Origin of the sequence: Bradyrhizobium sp. 186 (genome assembly GCF_023101685.1) — a bacterium.
Lineage (GTDB): Bacteria > Pseudomonadota > Alphaproteobacteria > Rhizobiales > Xanthobacteraceae > Bradyrhizobium.
Genome location: NZ_CP082164.1, coordinates 2,604,582 through 2,622,789, shown reverse-complemented (window position 1 = coordinate 2,622,789; position 18,208 = coordinate 2,604,582). Strand labels below are relative to the sequence as shown.

The 18,208-nt window shown below is 60.2% G+C and carries 19 protein-coding genes; 7 read left to right on the top strand and 12 right to left on the bottom strand.

Features of this window, described 5'->3' with window-relative positions; all coding sequences use genetic code 11:
• The first annotated feature begins 11 nt into the window (after positions 1 to 11).
• On the top strand, positions 12 to 1,229 hold the full coding sequence (locus IVB18_RS12235; protein WP_247989395.1) for a histidine kinase dimerization/phosphoacceptor domain -containing protein: 1,218 nt from the start codon (positions 12 to 14) through the stop codon (positions 1,227 to 1,229).
• A gap of 646 nt (positions 1,230 to 1,875) precedes the next feature.
• Here IVB18_RS12235 and IVB18_RS12230 read toward each other — a convergent pair.
• From IVB18_RS12230 to IVB18_RS12175, 12 genes are all read right to left on the bottom strand, one after another.
• Positions 1,876 to 2,301 (bottom strand): VOC family protein, encoded by a 426-nt coding sequence (locus IVB18_RS12230; protein ID WP_247989394.1) that lies wholly within the window; start codon positions 2,299 to 2,301, stop codon positions 1,876 to 1,878.
• 175 nt (positions 2,302 to 2,476) lie between these two features.
• A complete protein-coding gene (locus IVB18_RS12225; protein ID WP_247989393.1) occupies positions 2,477 to 3,478 on the bottom strand; it encodes an amidohydrolase family protein in 1,002 nt (333 codons plus the stop codon).
• A gap of 61 nt (positions 3,479 to 3,539) precedes the next feature.
• Positions 3,540 to 4,244, bottom strand: a complete 705-nt coding sequence (locus IVB18_RS12220; RefSeq protein ID WP_247989392.1) for an ABC transporter ATP-binding protein — start codon at positions 4,242 to 4,244, stop codon at positions 3,540 to 3,542.
• The gene (locus tag IVB18_RS12215; protein ID WP_247989391.1) at positions 4,237 to 4,992 is read right to left on the bottom strand and encodes an ABC transporter ATP-binding protein; all 756 of its coding nucleotides are present in this window, start codon (positions 4,990 to 4,992) and stop codon (positions 4,237 to 4,239) included. Before IVB18_RS12215 ends, IVB18_RS12220 begins: the two co-directional genes overlap by 8 nt.
• 118 nt (positions 4,993 to 5,110) lie before the next feature.
• A complete protein-coding gene (locus tag IVB18_RS12210; protein ID WP_247989390.1) occupies positions 5,111 to 6,370 on the bottom strand; it encodes an ABC transporter substrate-binding protein in 1,260 nt (419 codons plus the stop codon).
• A gap of 27 nt (positions 6,371 to 6,397) precedes the next feature.
• Positions 6,398 to 7,363: a branched-chain amino acid ABC transporter permease gene (locus tag IVB18_RS12205; RefSeq protein ID WP_247989389.1), complete on the bottom strand. Its 966-nt coding sequence runs from the start codon at positions 7,361 to 7,363 to the stop codon at positions 6,398 to 6,400.
• Positions 7,360 to 8,211 carry a branched-chain amino acid ABC transporter permease gene (locus tag IVB18_RS12200; RefSeq protein WP_247989388.1) on the bottom strand — a complete coding sequence of 284 codons (852 nt, stop codon included), beginning with the start codon at positions 8,209 to 8,211 and terminating at the stop codon, positions 7,360 to 7,362. The genes IVB18_RS12205 and IVB18_RS12200 overlap by 4 nt, the downstream gene beginning before the upstream one ends.
• 13 nt (positions 8,212 to 8,224) lie before the next feature.
• Positions 8,225 to 9,103, bottom strand: coding sequence for a polysaccharide deacetylase family protein (locus tag IVB18_RS12195; RefSeq protein WP_247989387.1), 879 nt, complete (start codon positions 9,101 to 9,103; stop codon positions 8,225 to 8,227).
• A 2-nt stretch (positions 9,104 to 9,105) separates the two neighbouring features.
• Complete coding sequence (locus tag IVB18_RS12190; RefSeq protein ID WP_247989386.1) at positions 9,106 to 9,813, bottom strand: fumarylacetoacetate hydrolase family protein; 708 nt, start codon at positions 9,811 to 9,813, stop codon at positions 9,106 to 9,108.
• The gene (locus IVB18_RS12185; protein WP_247989385.1) at positions 9,810 to 10,712 is read right to left on the bottom strand and encodes a polysaccharide deacetylase family protein; all 903 of its coding nucleotides are present in this window, start codon (positions 10,710 to 10,712) and stop codon (positions 9,810 to 9,812) included. Before IVB18_RS12185 ends, IVB18_RS12190 begins: the two co-directional genes overlap by 4 nt.
• A 37-nt stretch (positions 10,713 to 10,749) precedes the next feature.
• A complete protein-coding gene (locus tag IVB18_RS12180) occupies positions 10,750 to 11,400 on the bottom strand; it encodes a cysteine hydrolase (RefSeq protein WP_247989384.1) in 651 nt (216 codons plus the stop codon).
• Positions 11,401 to 11,408: 8 nt separating this feature from the next.
• On the bottom strand, positions 11,409 to 12,653 hold the full coding sequence (locus IVB18_RS12175) for an alpha/beta hydrolase (protein WP_247989383.1): 1,245 nt from the start codon (positions 12,651 to 12,653) through the stop codon (positions 11,409 to 11,411).
• 303 nt (positions 12,654 to 12,956) lie between these two features.
• Between IVB18_RS12175 and IVB18_RS12170 the strand changes: the two genes are divergently transcribed.
• From IVB18_RS12170 to IVB18_RS12145, 6 genes are all read left to right on the top strand, one after another.
• Positions 12,957 to 13,643, top strand: a complete 687-nt coding sequence (locus tag IVB18_RS12170; RefSeq protein WP_247989382.1) for a GntR family transcriptional regulator — start codon at positions 12,957 to 12,959, stop codon at positions 13,641 to 13,643.
• Positions 13,644 to 13,715: 72 nt separating this feature from the next.
• Positions 13,716 to 14,879 (top strand): ABC transporter substrate-binding protein, encoded by a 1,164-nt coding sequence (locus IVB18_RS12165; RefSeq protein ID WP_247989381.1) that lies wholly within the window; start codon positions 13,716 to 13,718, stop codon positions 14,877 to 14,879.
• Between the two features lie 7 nt (positions 14,880 to 14,886).
• On the top strand, positions 14,887 to 15,753 hold the full coding sequence (locus IVB18_RS12160) for a branched-chain amino acid ABC transporter permease (protein ID WP_247989380.1): 867 nt from the start codon (positions 14,887 to 14,889) through the stop codon (positions 15,751 to 15,753).
• Between the two features lies 1 nt (position 15,754).
• Positions 15,755 to 16,705, top strand: coding sequence for a branched-chain amino acid ABC transporter permease (locus IVB18_RS12155; protein ID WP_247989379.1), 951 nt, complete (start codon positions 15,755 to 15,757; stop codon positions 16,703 to 16,705).
• The gene (locus IVB18_RS12150) at positions 16,702 to 17,481 is read left to right on the top strand and encodes an ABC transporter ATP-binding protein (protein WP_247989378.1); all 780 of its coding nucleotides are present in this window, start codon (positions 16,702 to 16,704) and stop codon (positions 17,479 to 17,481) included. Before IVB18_RS12155 ends, IVB18_RS12150 begins: the two co-directional genes overlap by 4 nt.
• Positions 17,474 to 18,184, top strand: a complete 711-nt coding sequence (locus IVB18_RS12145) for an ABC transporter ATP-binding protein (protein ID WP_247989377.1) — start codon at positions 17,474 to 17,476, stop codon at positions 18,182 to 18,184. The genes IVB18_RS12150 and IVB18_RS12145 overlap by 8 nt, the downstream gene beginning before the upstream one ends.
• Positions 18,185 to 18,208: the final 24 nt, after the last annotated feature.

The following is an 18,208-nucleotide window of genomic DNA, read 5'->3' as shown; positions in this document are numbered from 1 at the left end:
ACGGATCGCGCATGACCTGCCCCTTACAACTCGCCGGCAAAAGGGCTTCTGTATCATCGAATAGCCGGGACGAACTTCCCTACCGCCTGCGTCAGCAATCTCTTCTCGGCGAGTTTGGCCGCTCTGCTTTGCAGACGCGTGATTTCCGACAAATTCTGCAGCGCGCGACCGAACTCTCTGCTCAAGGACTTGAGGCGCCTTTTGCCAAGGTCTTGGAATATCTACCGGATGAAAACCGTCTTCTCGTGCGCTCAGGCGTCGGCTGGGCCCCGGGCGCAACTGATAATACCGCACTTGGAGCCGACGTCGAATCGCCGGCTGGCTTCGCGTACCATACTGGTAAAGCGGTCATCTCGAACCATCTACATGAAGAAACGCGGTTTCGCACGCCTCAGCTCCTAGCCGACCATGGCGTCAGGCGCGCGATCAACGTCCTTATCGAACGAGGCGGTGAAGGTAACCGCCCGTTCGGTGTGCTGGAGGTCGACAGTCCGGACCCCGGTCAGTTCGACCGAGCGGACGCCGACTTCCTTGCGGGCTTCGCAGGACTTCTCGGCATCGCTATCGAGCGTCAGCAGGCCGATGCCCGGCTTCAAGAGGCGCTTGACTATCAGGCCCTGCTAACGCGGGAGATGAGTCACCGTGTCAAGAACAGTCTTGCTGTTGTCGTTGGGCTACTTCGCGTTCAGGCGCTCAGCGCGCAGTCAGAGGACGCGCAAAGTGCACTAGCGGACGCCGGCTCGCGAGTCGCAACCATAGCCCAAGTTCATGACCACCTATGGCGCGGCACGCAAATCGGTTTCGTCGAGCTTGCCGACTTTATGGGCGAGCTTTGCAACAAACTCCAGGAAACAACACCTGGACACACCGTACTCTGCCATGCTGACCGGACGGGGCTTTCGGCCGACCAGGCCATTCCGTTGGGGCTTCTGGTCAATGAACTCGTGACCAACGCGGTCAAGTACGCCTACCCTGATCGCGCCGGCACAATCCAAGTATCCGCCCGCGAGATTGGGGGGCGCCTCCTGGTCGAAGTTTCCGACCAAGGCATCGGTCTCCCGGAAGGTTTCGACATCGATCAGCCCCGCAAGAGCCTGGGCCTCAGGCTGATCAATGGCCTACTCAGGCAACTCAACGGCCAACTGAAGATAGCATCGAATGAGCCGAAAGGCTCACGCTTCACGCTCGACATGCCACTCCTAGTCGGCACGCCACATACGGGAGGTTGATCCTCGTCTCAGTCAGGGCAAGAGAACCCGCTTCTGGACAAATGATCTGTCCGCCTCGCCCCGGAGAATCAGCGTAAGCTATTTGACCGGCCCCACTGAGTGATCCGATTGGACCCCCAACCCATACCCCAGTCATTTCCGCCAGCTGCCTAACTCCATATTCTCTTACGATATTTCTATCTGAGTTTGTTGGTGCACAAAGATGCCACTCGATACCCCACTTGCGCGTTTGGTCACAGCTGATCACGCAATCGAAATGATCAAGCATGATCTAATGCTTCTGCACAAGTCGGAGCGGTTGAGCCCTCAAGCCCGGCTGATGCCGCCACCTCGCAGTACGTACGGCACCTCATTAGCGGTGGAAGGCGCCACAATATCATTCATGATGAGTAAGTTTCGGGTCGCACCAGCAAATATGGTCAAACTGATCCGCCTGGAGCTCAATGTCCGCTTTGCGCCACAAGCAGTCGTTCGTGCTTCGGCTACGTACTGTTTTGTTGGAGAGGCGTGTCGACATCGCCTCCGATTGGACAAGCGAAACGCCCGCAGAAGGGCCGGCCCGCCTAGTCATCAGGCTGGTTTCACGTCTCGTTGACGGAGCCGCGAGCGTTCGCGCCGCCGAATCCTTCTCCCGCTTCCGGCGTGGCTACGCTGCCGATCCGAGGATCTCAGCCGTGATCCCGCGATCGCGCTGGAGGAATTCCACGGTGTTGCAGTCGGGATCCTCGATGAAAATGGTTCCAATTCCGAAATCAAGCGGTTGATCGGCCGAAGTGATGTCGCGCCGGCGCGCTTGATCGACGGTGAGTTGATACGGGCGCAGGCCGTGCGTCAAAAGCAAATCGGCGATGTCTTCGAGCCGGGCGACTTCCAGGGTGAAGTGCCTCCCCGGGTTGACTCGCTCCAGGTCGGGGCGGGACGGCATCAGGTGAACCGAAAAATGGTCCCCTGCGAAAAGCCAGTTTGGCTTTTTTTCGCAGGGCGTGAGGCCTAGAATTCCGACATAGAACGCTACTGCGCGGTCCATATTTTGGACGGGAACGCCGACGTGGTGCAGCCCTTTGACAAGCAATTTGTTGCTCCCTCGGCGACATCAACCAAGACGAATTTCCCTAATAGGGGATGCTTTGGAAAAATGGAAGCCAGTTCTGCTAACAATCTCTTGAGACAAGAGACAGGTCGCAACCATGACTTGCGATCCCATCGCAATTCAGCCCCAGTCGGGCCGCGCGGGCACGATCGAGGCCCTATGCGCCGACTTTCGATATCTTGAACAAGCGACTGGCGTTGCCGAAGGTGACCTTCTCTCGATCGGCCTCCGAAAACCGCGCGCTGTTCACTAGGCCCACCGGATCGTCATCGCCCATGTCGAAAGGAAAGTCGGAGCCCAACATCAGCCGCTCGGTGCCAACAATCGCTGCCAGCGCCTCGATCAGGTCAGTGCGAAACACGCAAGTATCGAACCATAACCGCTTCAGATAACTGGATGGAGCCTCTGCCGCCAGGCGCTTCACCTCGGGACGTACCTTCCAGGCGTGATCCATGCGACCGGCATAGAACGGATAGAAGCCGCCGCCATGTGCTATCACCAGGTCGAGCTCGGGATGGCGGTCGAGCACGCCGCCGAGAATGAAATGCGAAATGGCGATCGTCTCCTCGATCGGCTGACCGACGCTGTTGACCATGAAGAATTCGCCAAGCCTCTGGCCATGCGAGAAGCCCAGCGGATGCACGAAGAGTGGCACGCCCAGCTTCGCCAGACGCGCATAGAGCGGGTCGAAGACCGCATTCGACAGTTCGAGCTTTTCGACACGGCTGTCGATCTGGAAGCCGCGCAGGCCGAGCGTCTCGACCCCATGCACGGCTTCCTCGACAGCGCGCGCGGGAAACCGCATCGGCAGCGTACCCATGCCGGCGAAACGCGCGGGATCTTCGGCAACCAATGCAGCGACATCCTCGTTCTGCACCCGCGACAAGGCCACCTGCAATTCTTCACCGGCCCAGTAGTGCTGCTGCGCCGGTGCTGGCGCGATGATCTGAAAATCGACGCCCATCCGCTGCATCACCTCGCGGCGCGCTGCGACGTCGAGCATCAGCCTCGGCAACAGCTTGCCTTGTTCGGCGTCGGTAACCCGGCTTTCCGGAGACATGTCGCGGCGATAGGGATTGTCCATCGGATCGTGATGGCCGGCGACCAGCGGATCGACGCGCTTGCTGATGGAATGGGTGTGCATATCGATAACGGGCATGCGATCACTACTCAATTCAGTTCCGCGGCCGGCGCCGGCCGGTCTTCGTTCATGACGTTTCTCACTGCACGCCGAGGCGTTGGAATAGCAGATCGGTATGCTGACTCAGTTCCTTCGCATCACCTTGATGCACGATCTGCCCGGTCTCGAGGATGTATACCCGGTCGGCGACGGCCAATGCGCTGTAGAGATTCTGTTCGACCAGCAGGATGGACAGCCCCTCGCGCTTCAGATCAAGAATGATTCCTTCGAGATGCTGCACCATCACTGGCGCCAGGCCTTCGGACGGCTCATCCATCAGGATAAGTTGCGGATCGATCATCAGCGCGCGACCGACCGCGAGCATGCCGCGCTCGCCACCGGACAATTGTCCGCCGCGGTGGTGTCGCCGCTCCGCAAGACGCGGAAAAATCCCGAACACACGATCGACCGTCCAGCCGTACCTGGCGCGCACGCTCTTCAGCATGGTAAGATGTTCGGTCACCGTCAGCGACGAAAACAGCCGCCTGCCCTGCGGCACGATCGCGATCTTGCGGTCGGCGATGTCGTGCGGGCGCAGGCCGACCAGATTTTCGCCGCGCCAGGTGATTGAGCCTGAGCGGATCTGAGGCGGCGTCAGCCCCATGATCGAGCGGATAAAGGTGGTCTTGCCCATGCCGTTGCGGCCGAGCAGCGCGACGATCTCGCCCGCGCCGACGTCGAGCGAAACGCCGCGAATCACGACCGCCTGGCCGTAGCCGCTATGCAGATCGCGGACCTCAAGCATGACGCGGCTTCCCGAGATACACTTCCTGAACACTCTTGTTGCGACGGATATCCTCCGGCGCTTCCTCCACCAGAACGCGTCCTTCAAACATGCAGGTCACGAAGTCGACGAGACCAAGCGCGAGGTCCATATCATGCTCGATCAGCACCACGGTGATATCGCGATCCAGCGAGCGGATGATCTGCGCTACCATTGAACGCTCCGACGGCGACAGACCGGCAGCCGGCTCGTCGAGCAGCAGCATCGTCGGTGTCGTGACAAGCGAGAGCGCTATCTCGAGTTGGCGTTGTTCACCATAGGACAATTCCCTAACTGCGACATCGGAACGTTCCGCAATGCGGGCTGCGACGAGAGCCGCGGCGATCCGCGGCGCTTCGACGGAATCCGTGTCGGGCCTCCCGAACAGTGAAAATTTGCGCGGCGACAACCCGCGCAAGGCCAGGATCATGTTGTCCTGCACGCTCAGCGTCGGAAACAGATTGGTAATCTGGAAGGTTCGGGAGATGCCGAGCTGCGCGCGGCGATGCGGCGGCAGCTTCGTGATGTCGTGACCATCGAACATGATCCGGCCACTGGTCGGTGGCACAATCCCGGCGATGGCGTTGAACAGCGTAGTCTTGCCGGCACCGTTGGGGCCGATGATGGCGCGGCGCTGGCCGCGCGGCACGGACAGGCTGACGCCGTCGACCGCACGCAGCGCGTCGAAGGCAACTACAGCATCTGTCAGCGTCAGGATCGGCTCGGGCACGAATGCAATTCCCAGCGGAGCATTATCGGGCGAAGTGGACACCGGTTCGCCATTCGGCAAAGCGATCAATTATAGTCAAGACGCGGCTATTGGGCCGCGTCCCGAAATCGGTGATGGATCAGGCCTTCTTGATGCCCTGGAAGGTGCGCGAATAGGGCGGCTGCTTCAGGTAGGTCTCCGGATCGTATTTCCAGAACTGCGAGACGTTCGGATAGGTGGTGACCGGCACGTTCCAGAATTTGCCGTCGGCGCGTTTCACGACCTTGCGGATATAGACGTCGTAGATTGGGTTGCCGTAGGCATCGAGCTTGACGGCCTTGCCGAGCGGCGAGCCATCGAGTTCGGTCTTCAATACGGTGTCGATGAAGGCCTCGCGGTCTTCGACCTTGCCACCCATCTTCCTCAACGCTGCGTCGATCCACATCACGCCGGAATACATCGAGAAACCGTAGAGCGACGGGATCTTGCCGTACTTTGCCTCATACTCCCTGGCGAACTTCTGCGTCACCGGATTGTCAGAACCCTCCCCAAAATGCGCTGGCGACATGATGCCTTCGCATTCCTCGCCAAGCGTCCGGATCACCGACTGGTCGGTGCCGTTCATCGCGGCGAGCAGCGGTGTCTTCGCCTTCAGGCCGAAGCTGGAATACTGCTGGATGAAGCGGGTAGCATCCGCACCGGTCTCCATCGCGAAGATCGCATCGACCTTGAGGTCGGCAATCTGACCCAGATAGGGGCTGAAGTCCGCCGTATTGAGCGGATGCCAGAACTGCTGCACGATTTCGCCACCGCCTTCGGTGAACACCTGGGCGAGCCCGCCGCACTGCTCGTGGCCGAAGGTATAGTCCTGGCTGATGGTAGCGATCTTCTTGTAACCCTGCTTCAGCGCCCAATCGCCGAGCGGATGGGTGAATTCACTGGCGCTGTACCCGGCGACGCGGATGACGTTCTTGATACGCTGGCGCTGCGTCAGGTCGTCGGCAGCAATAATCGGAATAAAGTATGGCGTGCCAGTACCCTTGACGTAGTTGGCGACCGCCAGGCCGGTGTTGGCGAGCAGATTACCGATCAGCATGTCGCAATTGCCCTGCTCGACCAGGCGGCGTGCCTTCTGCAAGGCGGTATCGGGGTTGGAGGCGTCGTCCTCAATCACCAATTCGACCTTTCGGCCAGCCATCTCGCCCTTGACCTGATCAAGATAGAACTGCACGCCCTCGACCATCTCCTTGCCGCCCGACGCGACAACGCCGGTGAGCGGCGCGAGCAGACCGATCTTGATCGGGCCTGCCTGCGCTTGGGCACTGCGCCATGGTCCGGCGCCTACGCCTGCCACGGTTAATGCGGCCGTTGTACTTTTCAGAAATTGCCTGCGGTCCATTTCGATATCCTTCGTAAAAGCATTCGATTAACGCACCTTGCGCGTCAGAGTGGCGCGCAGCCTGCCGATGATGCCCTCAGGGGCAAAGATCATGATGAGAATGAAGGTGATGCCGAGTACCATTTGCCAGCGCTCGGTATAGGCGCTGACCACGTTTTCCAGCGCGATGATCGCGGCGGCGCCAACAAACGCGCCAAACAGCGTGCCTACACCGCCGGCGATCATCATCAACACGCCCTCGACTGACTGCGCCAACGCCACGGTCGACGGGCTGACGAAGTTGTTGAACATTGCATACAGTGCGCCTGCGACTCCGGCAAAGAATCCGGACACCGCGAATCCTATGAATAAATGTAGCGGCACGTTGTAGCCGAGGCTGCGCATGCGGCTTTCGCTGTCGCGGATGCCGCGCAGCGTCAGGCCGAACGGCGAGCGCACGAACCGCCACATCGCAAATGCCACCACTGCGGCGCTGGCAAGCACGGCCCAATAAAACGCGCTGTTGGTCAACAGCACCGCTGGACGAACGTCGCCGCGCATACCGTTTTCGCCACCGGTCACCTGGGTCCAACGCAAGCAGATACCCCAGACGATCATGCCAAGCGCCAATGTCAGCAGCAGGAAGTAGACACCAGAGGTGCGCACCGCAAGCAATCCGAAGATCGCCGCAACCGCTGTGGCGGCCAACACGCCGGCGGCGAAGGCGATTGCCGGCGGCAGTCCGGCATGGGTCGTGGCGTAGACGACGACATAGGTGGAGACGCCGAAGATCGCGCCATGGCCAAGCGAGGTACGCCCGGCAAAGCCGGCAAGGATATCGATCGACATCGCGAGAATACCGAAGATCAGCACTTCGGTGGCGAGTCCGACCTGATAATTCGACAGCGCCAGTGGCAACGCCGCGGCAGCGACAACAACGATGGCGGCGATCAGCGCTGCGCGACCAGTCATCCCGGCGACACGCAGAGGCGTCGGTGTGAGCGGCATCGTCATGCGGTCCGTCCGAACAGACCGAGTGGACGGAATGCCAGCAGCACCGCCATGGGACCGAAAATCACGAAATATGCCAGTTCCGGAAACATCACCTGGCCCAACGTGTTGAGCAGGCCGACCAGCAGGCTGCCGACACCAACACCGACCAGGCTGCCGCGCCCGCCGATGATCACCACCGCGAGGCTGAATACCAGGATCTCGGCATCGGCCGACGGATACAGCGAGAGAAAGGCGCCGCCCATCAAGCCGCCCAGGCCGGCCAATGCCGAACCTAGCAAAAAGGTGACAAGAAACACGCGGCGGATGTTGACCCCTGACGCTTCTACCATCTCGGCATCATCGACGCCGGCGCGAATCAAGGCACCGAGACGCGTATGATTCAGCAGCAGCCAAAGCGCTGCGAACACCACGATGCCGGTGACCAACACAAACAAACGATAGGTCGGATAAAACACGCCCAACACATGCAGGCCGCCGCGCAGCGCCTGCGGGATCGGCACCGTAAAACTGTCGCCGCCCCAGATCACCAGGGCAAGATCGTTAAGTACGAACGCAAAGCCGAGCGTCAGCAGCACCTGACGCAGCTCGTTGCCACGTACAAAACGCAGCAAACCCTGGTCGAGCACGAAGCCGATCGCTGCAATGGCAGCCATGGCGCCAATGCCGCCGAACGCAAAGCTGCCGGTCTTTACTGCGACGGTGAAGCCGATGTAACCGCCGAACAGATACAGCGCGCCATGGGCCAGATTGACGATGCGCAGCAACCCGAATATCAACGTGAAGCCGCTCGCCACCACAAACAGCAGGGCGGCGAAGGTCAATCCATTGAGCAGTTGAAAGATACTCATCCCTGATCCGTGACTACGGCGGTTTCGGTCCCACGGAGAGATACCAGTCGAGGATCTGTTCTCCGGTCATGAACGCGACATCCGGCTTCTTCCGGATGGTTTCGAAGATACGGCGGAAATATTTCAGGCGATGCGGCGCACCCATGATGTAGGGGTGCAAAACCAGCGCCATGACCCGGGCGGAATCCGCTGCATCGTCGTAGATTTGTTCGAACTGGTCGATGGCGCGGTCGTAATACTCCGAGGCCTTGTGATGCTGTATCAGCATCATCGCGACGTCATTGCATTCCTGGGTATAGGGCACATTGACGATAGGCTTGGTGGTGGTCTTGAGCCAGACGGGCTGGTCGTCCAGCACCCAGTCGGCGACATAATCGTACCCCTCCTCCTTGAGCAGGTCAGGAGTCTCCCAGGTCTCGGTGAGACCAGGGCCAAGCCAGCCACGTGGCCGCTTGCCGGTCGCCTTGGCTATCACGTCGGCGGTCTTGCGTATGTCCTCGCTCTCGTTCTCCACCTTCTGCATGTTACGCTGGGTGAAGCCGTGGCCCATGAACTCCCAATTCCGCGCCATCGCCGCCTCGACGATCGGCGGATAGGCCGCGAGCGCCGAACCGTTGATGGCGAGTACGCCAGGGATCTTGAATTCGTCGAACACCTTGAGGATGCGCCAGAACCCGACGCGGTTGCCGTATTCGTGCCAGGCCCAGTTCGGAATGTCGGGGGTTGGTGAGCCGCCGGCCGGCGGCGTCAGCACGGTGCGTGGCATCGTCTGCTTGGCGTCCCACTCCTCGATATTGACGATCACCCACACTGCCATCCGCGCGCCATTCGGCAGCTTCAGCGGCGGACGGGTCGCAATCGGCGAATAGGCGATGCGTTCGGTGGGCAGCATGGTCATGCCTCGAGTGCAGCGATGGTGATGGTAAGCGAAGGCAACCCGTCGATATGGGCGGCAATCAGATCGCCCGGCACAACGGGACCGACTCCCGCCGGGGTGCCAGTATAAATCAGATCGCCTGCGCCGAGCGTGACTTGCTTCGACAGTTGCGCGATCACCTCGGGCACGCTCCAGATCATCTGCCCGATATCGCCACGCTGACGCTCGGTGCCGTTCACCGAAAGCGTGATGATGCTGCCCTTGAAATGCCGCGCATCGCGCGCCGGCGCGATGGTGCCGCACGGCGCAGAGGCGTCGAAGCTCTTGCCGACTTCCCACGGCAGACGCTGATCACGCGCGTCACGCTGACGATCGCGCCGCGTCAAATCGATGCCGACGGCATAGCCCCAGATATGATCGCGCCCGTCGGCAACGGCAATGTCACGCCCGCCGCGGCCGATCGCGATCACCAGTTCCACCTCGAACTGAAAATCGGAGGTGAACGGCGGATAGGGCACCTGCGCGCCATCGGGCACCACGGCATCGCGCGGCTTCTGGAAGAAGAACGGCGGATCGCGTTCGTCGGCTTCCTTCATCTCGCGAATGTGGTCGACATAGTTGCGGCCGACGCAATAGACCCGGCGAACGGGAAAGAAGCCGCTGCCGACGACCGGCACCTCGGTGGCCGGGATCGCAGGCAGCACGCGCTGAACCCCCGCGCTCATGCCCTCGATCCCGGCTGCACGGCGATCTGCCCGTTGTACCAATCGAGAATCTGCTCGCCATTCCAGTGCACGACGCACTCGAACTTGTTCACGTAGTCGTAGATCGCCTCAAGATACTTGATCCTGAACGGCTGTCCGCTGATGTAAGGGTGGATCGCGAGCGATAGGATTTTCGGTCGATCCGTGCTCTCCTCATACAGCCGGTCGAAGCTGTCGATAGCGCGCTTGAGCATATGATCGCTCTCGTGATGTTGCACCATCATCATCGGAATGTCGTTCAACTCTGCCGTATAGGGCAGCGTCACCAGCGGCCCTTTGGCGGTACGGATCACGGTCGGCTCGTCGTCATAGACCCAGTCGCCGATATATTTGACGCCGGCTTCAGCGAGATATTCGGGGGTCTCCAGCGTCTGGGTCAGGCCGGGTCCGAGCCAGCCAAACGGCCGCTTGCCGGTGAATTTTTCGATCACGCCCATCGAGCGATCGATCATTGCCTTCTGGTCCGGCTCCTTGTGGATCGGCCCCTGCTCATAGGCGTGGCCCATGAATTCCCAACCGGCGTCTTTGGCCTGTTGAGCAACGCGCGGATAATCCTCGCAGACTCGCGCATTAATCGAGAGGGTCGGCGCGATTCCAAGTTTCTTGTAGAGATCGAAGAAACGCCACACGCCGACGCGCATGCCGTATTCATGCCAGCTCCAGTTCGGCACATCCGGCAGCAGCGGAATGCCGGTTGGCGCCGGCAGTACCTGTCGTGCCATCGGCTTACCGATGTCCCAGACCTCGAGATTGACAATGGTCCAGATCACGATGCGGGCGCCGCCCGGCAGCTTCAGCGCCGGACGGTCGACAATGGCGGAATAGTCGCAGCGGTCGCGCGGGATCATGGGGCCGGTCATAGAAAGTTACTCTTCAGTCGGTTGAGAATCTGAGCGGTCATGCAGCGCTGGTCCGTCGCGGGACAAGCCCGTCGAGCGCGATCACCGCGTCGGTGTCCATCACGAAGCCGAAGGCTGTCTTGATGCAGTCGAGACCGGCTGCGTGCAAGTCAGGGCCATCCATGCTGTCGATGCAGTCCTCGACCACTATCACCGCATAATCGCGGACATTGGCCGCGGTCGTAGTGGCCAACACACAGGAATTGGTATTCACGCCGGTGATCAGAAGGGTGTTAATGCCGTGCGAGCGCAGCAGGAAATCGAGATCGGTGCCGAGGAAACAGTCGTACCGTTTCTTGGTGTCGACGATGAAATCACGGGAATCTAGCAGCTGCGGCATCACCGTGCAGCCGGGTCCATCGATGATGTTGTGACGCATCACGTTCTTGCGGGTGGCGATCGGGTCCTCGGCCCGGGTGCGCCAGAACGGATTGGCGCGGATTTCGTCGGCGTCGCGATAGGACGTCACCTGATGGACGATCGGAATATCGACGCTGCGGCACCAGTCGAACAGCCGCTTGTTGGCGGCGATGATGCGGGTCGCGACCTCGGGCGCGGTCGGCATGGTCGCCACCGCCATATCGAGATGACCGCGATGCAGGTCGATCGCGACCACAGCGGCCCTGGGATGATCGACTCCGAGATTCATTGCGCGCCTCATATCAAGGGATTGATGGATGTTCTCAACAAAGCACGCTGATCGATTCCAAAACGATCGGCGAGCCAATCGGCCAGCACTTCCTGGCCGATGGTTGGATTGTCATGCTGGCAGTGCTCGGCGCCGGTTTCCTCGGGGTCGAGCACCCGCATCGTCGCGTCAACGCCGTGCGCCCTGGCATAATCGTAGGTGCTGCGCGCCGCGGTCACCGTCAGCACATCGTGGCCGCCGTGCAGTTCCAGATAGGGACAAGCCATGTGTTCGAGATGCCCCTTCAGCGTGAACGGCTTCATCAGCGCGTGTGCTTCGGCCATCGTTTTCGCGCCGAACACCCAGCGGATATGCATGGCAAGACCGAAGTCGTCGCCCTTGGTGCCCCACATGTCGTATACCGACCAAATCGCGCCATGCGAAATAGCTGCCGCCAAGCGTGGCTCGTAACACGCGGCGCGCGCCGCGTAATAGCCTCCGAGGCTCGATCCGCACACGGCGATGCGCGACTCATCAACGTCGGGACGCTGTTCGAGCCAGTCGATGTATTTGCCGATTGGTACTTCGCTATCCGCGCGGGTGACGATCTTGTGGCGACGCAGCGTGCCGCCCTGTCCAGGCCCGTCGATCATCAGCACCGAGATGCCGCGCTGCAGGCAGCCATGGGCCTGCATGAACCACATCTCGTCCTTGATGGAATCGAGCCCGCCCATGCAGATCAGCACCGGCAGTTTATCGCCGGGAAACGGCGCGCGAATGAAATAGCCGCAGATCGGCTTGCCCGGCTCGTAAGGAATCTCGACCACCTCGCCGGGCGGATTGAGGTGACCGATGAACTTGTGCGAGCAGGCTTCCATCTTTTCGAAAGTGGGAAGCCGGCGCGGATCGTCGGGCTCAAGATGGAATTCGGCCTGTCGGTAATAGTCTGCCGCGCGCAGGAAGCAGTTCATCGCGGTGCGGACGTGGCCTGACTTCTCTTCGGCGAGCCCGCGCCCCCAGTTGCGGTCGGCAATCCGCGTCCACTCGGCGTGCCAGCTTTCCAGATCGCCCGGAATCATCCGCGATCCCGCCTGCATCACCTCGCTGACGCTGCCGCCCCCTTCCTGGGTCTCACCGAGCGCCCGGCGAAATTGGTAGGCGAGCCAGGGATACTCCGGCCAATGATGCCAGCCGAACGGCTCGTAGTGCGGACCGCGATCAGCGGTGATCTGCTCGATGGCGCTTTCGCTGATGCTGGGATTCGCTGTCGCCATCGGACCTAGGCCATTTTTGCCATTACTGGACGCCCCATGGTTCGTTGAAGTCAGTGCTGAGTCAACCAAAATTACATACACTTTGGTCGCTGCATATCATTTCCGCGCCACGCCCGTTATATAGGCATGTAAATTACACAGCAAAATATGGATTTCTGAGGGGACATGTGGTGGAATGCTCCTGGGTAGACTTTCAAGTGTACTCACTCTGAGCAACGCGGGCGTTCCATGACCGACCATTCGGAGCAAGCTATTTTGGAGCCAACCGGTGGATCGCGCGCTGGCAATCGAGCCCTCTCGGTGATGGACCAGATCCGAGAAGCCGTCCTGAGCGGCTCGGTCGCCGCCGGAGAGCGGCTCAATGAGGTCAGGCTCAGCCGGACGCTGGCGGTTTCGCGCACGCCGGTGCGCGCCGCATTGCAAGCGCTCGCCGGCGAAGGACTGCTGGATTACGCACCCAATCGAGGCTTCACCGTACGCGAATTTCCGCTCGATGCCATTGTCGACGCCTACGAGATCCGCGCATCGCTCGAAGGGGTTGCGGCGCGGTTTGCTGCCGAACGCGGCCTCAGTCCGGACGAAAAGGCAACGATCGAGCGCAGCCTCCGTGCCGGCGACAGATTGCTGGAGCGCGGCTCGTTCGAAGCCGGCGATCTCACGATCTATCGCGATATCAATGGTGACTTCCACGACACTTTGCTCGCCGCCGCGCGCAACCGGATGCTCGCCGAGATGATCCGGATCTGCCACCATGTGCCGGTGTCGTCGAGCCGAAACATCGTTGCCTTCGAGCATCGCGACGTCCGTCGCCGCCACGACGATCATCATCGGATCTATGAGGCAATCACGGCCCGCGAGCCTTGGCGGGCAGAAATGTTGATGCGCGAGCACGTATCGAGTGTGAAGGCATCGTTGGTCAAATCCATCACCGAGCGCAGCAGGGACAATGACGCCGACGCTACATCTGCCGGTCGGCTTCTGGCCAAATAGGCAAAAGGCGAAAGGTCAAAGGTGGCACTTTGGTTGCATACAAATCATGACCGATCAGAGAAAGAGATGCAGATGCTTCAAAATTCATTCAAGAGCGCGATCGTCGGCGCGGCGGTTATCTGCCTGTCCGCGGGCGTGGCACGTGAATCGAAGGCCGACGCCGCGAGTTGCGCATCACCGATCCCGTTTGGTCTGACCACCGCCCTCACCGGCAATCTGGCGTTGCTCGGCACGCAGGCCCGCAACGGCGTCGAATTCGCTGTCGATGAAATCAATGCCAATGGGGGGATCGCCGGCAAGAAACTCGCCCTGACGACGGAAGACACCGGTGCATCCAGCACCGACGCACTCAATGCGATGAATCGTATACTCGAAGGCAAGCCGCTGATTATCTTTGGATCGATGATCAGCCCGCATATTTTCGCGCAGACCGAGGGTGTCACCAAATCGGAGACGCCGTTTCTTGTCGGCGCCACAAATGCCAAGGTCACTGCGCAAGGCAGCAAGTGGCTGTTCCGGACCCATGTCCATGACGGCCAGCTCGCCGATCTCATTCCTGAATATCTGGTGAAATCGCTCGGCAAAACCAAGCCCGGTATCATGGCCGTGGCAGACGATTACGGCCTTGGTGCTTCCAGGGGCATTCAGGCCGCGCTCGCCAAATTCAACGCGACGCCGGCGGCGGTGACATCATATGCCCCGTCCGACAAGGACATGAGCGCGCAGCTTCTGGAAATCAAGGACAAGGGAGCTGACAGCCTGATCCTGTTCGGCCGGCCCGCCGACGTGACGCTCGTGATCAAGCAGATGAACGATCTCGGCATCAAGCTGACGACGATCGGAAACGCCAGCATGGTTGCGCAGACAACGCTCAATAATCTGTCGGCGGCAGAGGCCGACGGCGGCTACGCCATCGGCGGCATGATTCCGCAGACATCGACCGACACCAAAATCCTGGATTGGGCGAAACGCGTGCAGGAAAAATACAAGATACCGGCAGACAATTTTACCGTCTCGTACTACGACACCGTCTATCTGCTGAAATCGATCGTCGAAAAAGTCGGCTGCGACAAGCCGGCGATACGTGATGCATTGGCGGCCACCAAAGACTGGAAAGGCATGTTGATCGACTACCAGGCGGACGCGCGGGGCGATCTCGCACACACGCTCGGCATCTACCGCAACAAGGGCAAGACACCGGAGCTTGCCGGGCCGATTAAGGAAAGCGGATTCTAGATCCTTCATGGGCCAGCTCGTCATCAACGGTCTTGCACTCGGGAGCATCTACGCTCTCGTCGCCCTAGGCCTGCTGCTGATCTTCAACACCGTTCAGATCGTCAATTTTGCCCAGGGACAGCTCCTGATGCTGGGGGCGTTCATTGGGATCAGCAGCGCCGTGACGCATGAATTGCCGGTCGCGATGGCATGGATCATCACCATGGTGGCGATGGCCTTTGTCGGCATCGTCTTCATGGTTCTGGTTTATTTTCCGCTCCGCGGACGACCGCCCTTTTTGGTGATCCTGACGACGATCGCCATGGGGATCGTTCTGGAGAACCTCGCGCTGATCATCTGGGGACCATTGCCGGTGTCGATGCCTTCCCCGGTCCACGGCGCCCCGCTACGATTTTCCGGCGTCGTAATTTCCATGCATCAGATGTTCATCTTCGTAACACTGGCGGTAATCCTGCTGCTGCAATTCCTGCTGCTTACAAAGACGCGGTTCGGCATCTTGATGCAGGCTACCGCGCAGGACCTGAACACGGCCCGCCTGGTCGGAATTCCCGTCAACCGGACCATTGCAGTGGCTTTCGCGCTCGGTGCGATGCTTTCCGGCGTTGCCGGTCTGCTGGTGGCACCGATATTCCTCGCCGAACCCACCATGGGAGGCAGCTTAGGCCTGAAGGGATTTGTCGTAAGCGTCATCGGCGGCTTCGGCAACCTGCCAGGGGCCGTCATCGGCGGGCTCTTTCTCGGATTGATCGAGACTTTCGGCGCTCGCTACATCTCGTCAAACTTTCGCGACGCGTATGCCTTCATCGTCATGATCGCCGTACTGGTCGCATGGCCGCGAGGCCTGTTCGGCGAAAAGAGCAGCGAGAAGGTGTAAGTTGAAGACCTCGAACCTGAAGACTTGGATCGCGCTCGGGCTGTTCGCCATTGCCGTGCTGACGATTCCGTTGGCGGCTCGTGATGGCTACATCATTCAACTGCTCAACATCGCCATGCTCAACGCGATCGTAGTGCTCGGTCTGAATTTCGCGACCGGCTGGACTGGCCAGATCAACTTCGGCCAGGCCGCATTTTATGGGCTCGGCGCCTACACCACTGCCATTGCCACCAAGGCCGGTCTGCCCTGGATCTCAACGCCGTTCCTTTCGGTGGCGGTCGTGATCGCCTCAAGCCTCGTACTCGGCCTGCCGACGCTGCGTCTGCGAACCTACTATCTCGCCATGACCACGATCGGCTTCGGCGAAATAGTACGGCTGATCATCGTGCATTGGGAGCCGGTCACGGGTGGCACCTCAGGCTTGCGAGCGATACCTGGCATCAGCTTGTTCGGCTTCGGTCCGCAAGGACAGATTCAACATTATTACCTGTTGATCGCCGTACTGGCGGTCGCTGTGCTGGTTGCGGGCCGGATCAGGCATTCGGCGCTCGGCCGCGCCATGATTGCGACAAAGGATTCCGAGATTGCCGCCGAACAGAGCGGCGTCGACACCACAAGAACCAAGCTGCTCGCCTTCATCATAGGCGCGATCTACGCCGGCCTGGCCGGCTGCCTGTATGCCTCCTCCATCCGTTTCATCAGCCCCGACAGCTTCTCCGGAATCCAGGCCGTCCTGCTCATGACGATGCTGATCGTTGGCGGCATGGGCTCGATTGCCGGCTGTATCATCGGCGCGGTGGCGCTGACGCTTTTGCCGGAGGCTCTGCGATTTCTTGGACAATGGTACCTGGTGCTCTATGGTCTCGGCGTCATCGTCGTTATCGTCCTGGCTCCCGGCGGTCTCGCATCCATCGCCTCCACGATGCGGCTTCGGCTCGCGGGGGCGCGATGAGCGACCGCCCGATCCTCGCCGCGCGTGGCGTGACCAGACGGTTCGGCGGCCTCGTCGCGCTGGATGGCGTCGATCTCGACATTCCGCGCGGCGTTGTCCAGGCGATTATCGGACCGAACGGCTCCGGCAAGACCACACTGCTCAATGCACTCAGCGGCGCCTCGCATGCCGATGCCGGTTCGATTCAAATCGACGGTCAGGAGCTGTTCGGGCTTAAGCCACATCGAATTGCACGGCTTGGACTTGCCCGTACATTTCAGACCATCCGGATTTTCAATAACCTGAGCGTGATTGAAAACGTCAAGGTTTCCGGCGCGTGCAACACGTCAATATCCCTGTTTGACATCGTCACAGAGAATGCCCGTCAAAAGCAAAGAGAAGCGGAGATCGAGCATCGTGCGCGCGAGGCACTGGAGGTCGTTGGCCTCGGCGGCCGTGCCAATGATCGGGCTGCACAGCTGCCTTACGCCCAGCAACGATTACTGGAGATTGCGCGAGCGCTCGCGTCGAAACCTGACGTGTTGCTGCTCGATGAACCGGCGGCCGGCATGAACATGACCGAAAGCATGAAACTGCTTGGTACGATCGCGGACTTGAAAACCAGCGGCATAACGATCCTGCTGGTCGAGCACAATGTGCGCCTAGTGATGGGCATCAGCGACCTCGTGGTGGTGCTGGATTTCGGCAAGAAGATTGCAGAAGGCACGCCAGAGGAGGTGCGGCGTAATCCGAAGGTTATCGAGGCCTATTTGGGCAGGCGGCACCAGCATGCTTAAGGTCGAAAACCTCAGGGTTTCCTATGGCCATATCGAAGTGCTGAAGGGCATTTCCTTTGATGTCGATCCGGGCGAAATCGTGGCCCTGATCGGCAGCAACGGTGCCGGCAAGACCACGACGCTGAGTACGATTTCCGGTCTGCTCCGACCGACCTCGGGCAAAATTAACTGGAAAGGCGAGACGATTGATAGCGCGGCCGTGGAGAACATCGTCAGCGCCGGCGTCGCCCATTGCCCTGAAGGCCGTCGTATCTTTCCCGGCCTCACGGTGCGCGAGAATCTGATCACAGGCACGGCATCGCGCTCTTATAGAAAATCTGAAATCGAGGCCGATCTGGCGCTGGTGCTCGACCTGTTTCCGCGCCTGAAGGAGCGTTTGACGCAGGGCGGTTGGTCGCTTTCCGGCGGCGAACAGCAGATGCTGGCCATCGGCCGCGCGCTGATGAGCCGCCCCAACCTGCTGATGCTGGACGAACCATCGCTCGGATTGGCACCCATTGTGATTGAGCAGGTATTTGACAAGATCCTGGAACTCAACAGGCGTACCGGCCTCAGCGTCCTTCTGGTAGAGCAAAATTCGGCGATGGCGCTCGATATTTCCGCGCGCGCCTTCGTGATGGAAACCGGCACGATCACACTGTCCGGGCTATCAGCGACCCTTGCCGACGATCCGCGGATTCGCGAGGCATATCTTGGAGGCTAGGGCCGAGCATCCGTCTTGATGTCC

Coding starts and splice junctions, on each gene's coding strand:
- IVB18_RS12145 (WP_247989377.1), top strand. CDS start 17,474: ATGCTTAAGGTCGAAAACCTCAGGGTTTCCTATGGCCATATCGAAGTG.
- IVB18_RS12220 (WP_247989392.1), bottom strand. CDS start 4,244: ATGCTTGAGGTCCGCGATCTGCATAGCGGCTACGGCCAGGCGGTCGTG.
- IVB18_RS12200 (WP_247989388.1), bottom strand. CDS start 8,211: ATGAGTATCTTTCAACTGCTCAATGGATTGACCTTCGCCGCCCTGCTG.
- IVB18_RS12185 (WP_247989385.1), bottom strand. CDS start 10,712: ATGACCGGCCCCATGATCCCGCGCGACCGCTGCGACTATTCCGCCATT.
- IVB18_RS12225 (WP_247989393.1), bottom strand. CDS start 3,478: ATGCCCGTTATCGATATGCACACCCATTCCATCAGCAAGCGCGTCGAT.
- IVB18_RS12195 (WP_247989387.1), bottom strand. CDS start 9,103: ATGCTGCCCACCGAACGCATCGCCTATTCGCCGATTGCGACCCGTCCG.
- IVB18_RS12160 (WP_247989380.1), top strand. CDS start 14,887: ATGGGCCAGCTCGTCATCAACGGTCTTGCACTCGGGAGCATCTACGCT.
- IVB18_RS12170 (WP_247989382.1), top strand. CDS start 12,957: ATGGACCAGATCCGAGAAGCCGTCCTGAGCGGCTCGGTCGCCGCCGGA.
- IVB18_RS12150 (WP_247989378.1), top strand. CDS start 16,702: ATGAGCGACCGCCCGATCCTCGCCGCGCGTGGCGTGACCAGACGGTTC.
- IVB18_RS12175 (WP_247989383.1), bottom strand. CDS start 12,653: ATGGCGACAGCGAATCCCAGCATCAGCGAAAGCGCCATCGAGCAGATC.
- IVB18_RS12210 (WP_247989390.1), bottom strand. CDS start 6,370: ATGGACCGCAGGCAATTTCTGAAAAGTACAACGGCCGCATTAACCGTG.
- IVB18_RS12190 (WP_247989386.1), bottom strand. CDS start 9,813: ATGAGCGCGGGGGTTCAGCGCGTGCTGCCTGCGATCCCGGCCACCGAG.
- IVB18_RS12165 (WP_247989381.1), top strand. CDS start 13,716: ATGCTTCAAAATTCATTCAAGAGCGCGATCGTCGGCGCGGCGGTTATC.
- IVB18_RS12180 (WP_247989384.1), bottom strand. CDS start 11,400: ATGAATCTCGGAGTCGATCATCCCAGGGCCGCTGTGGTCGCGATCGAC.
- IVB18_RS12205 (WP_247989389.1), bottom strand. CDS start 7,363: ATGACGATGCCGCTCACACCGACGCCTCTGCGTGTCGCCGGGATGACT.
- IVB18_RS12235 (WP_247989395.1), top strand. CDS start 12: ATGACCTGCCCCTTACAACTCGCCGGCAAAAGGGCTTCTGTATCATCG.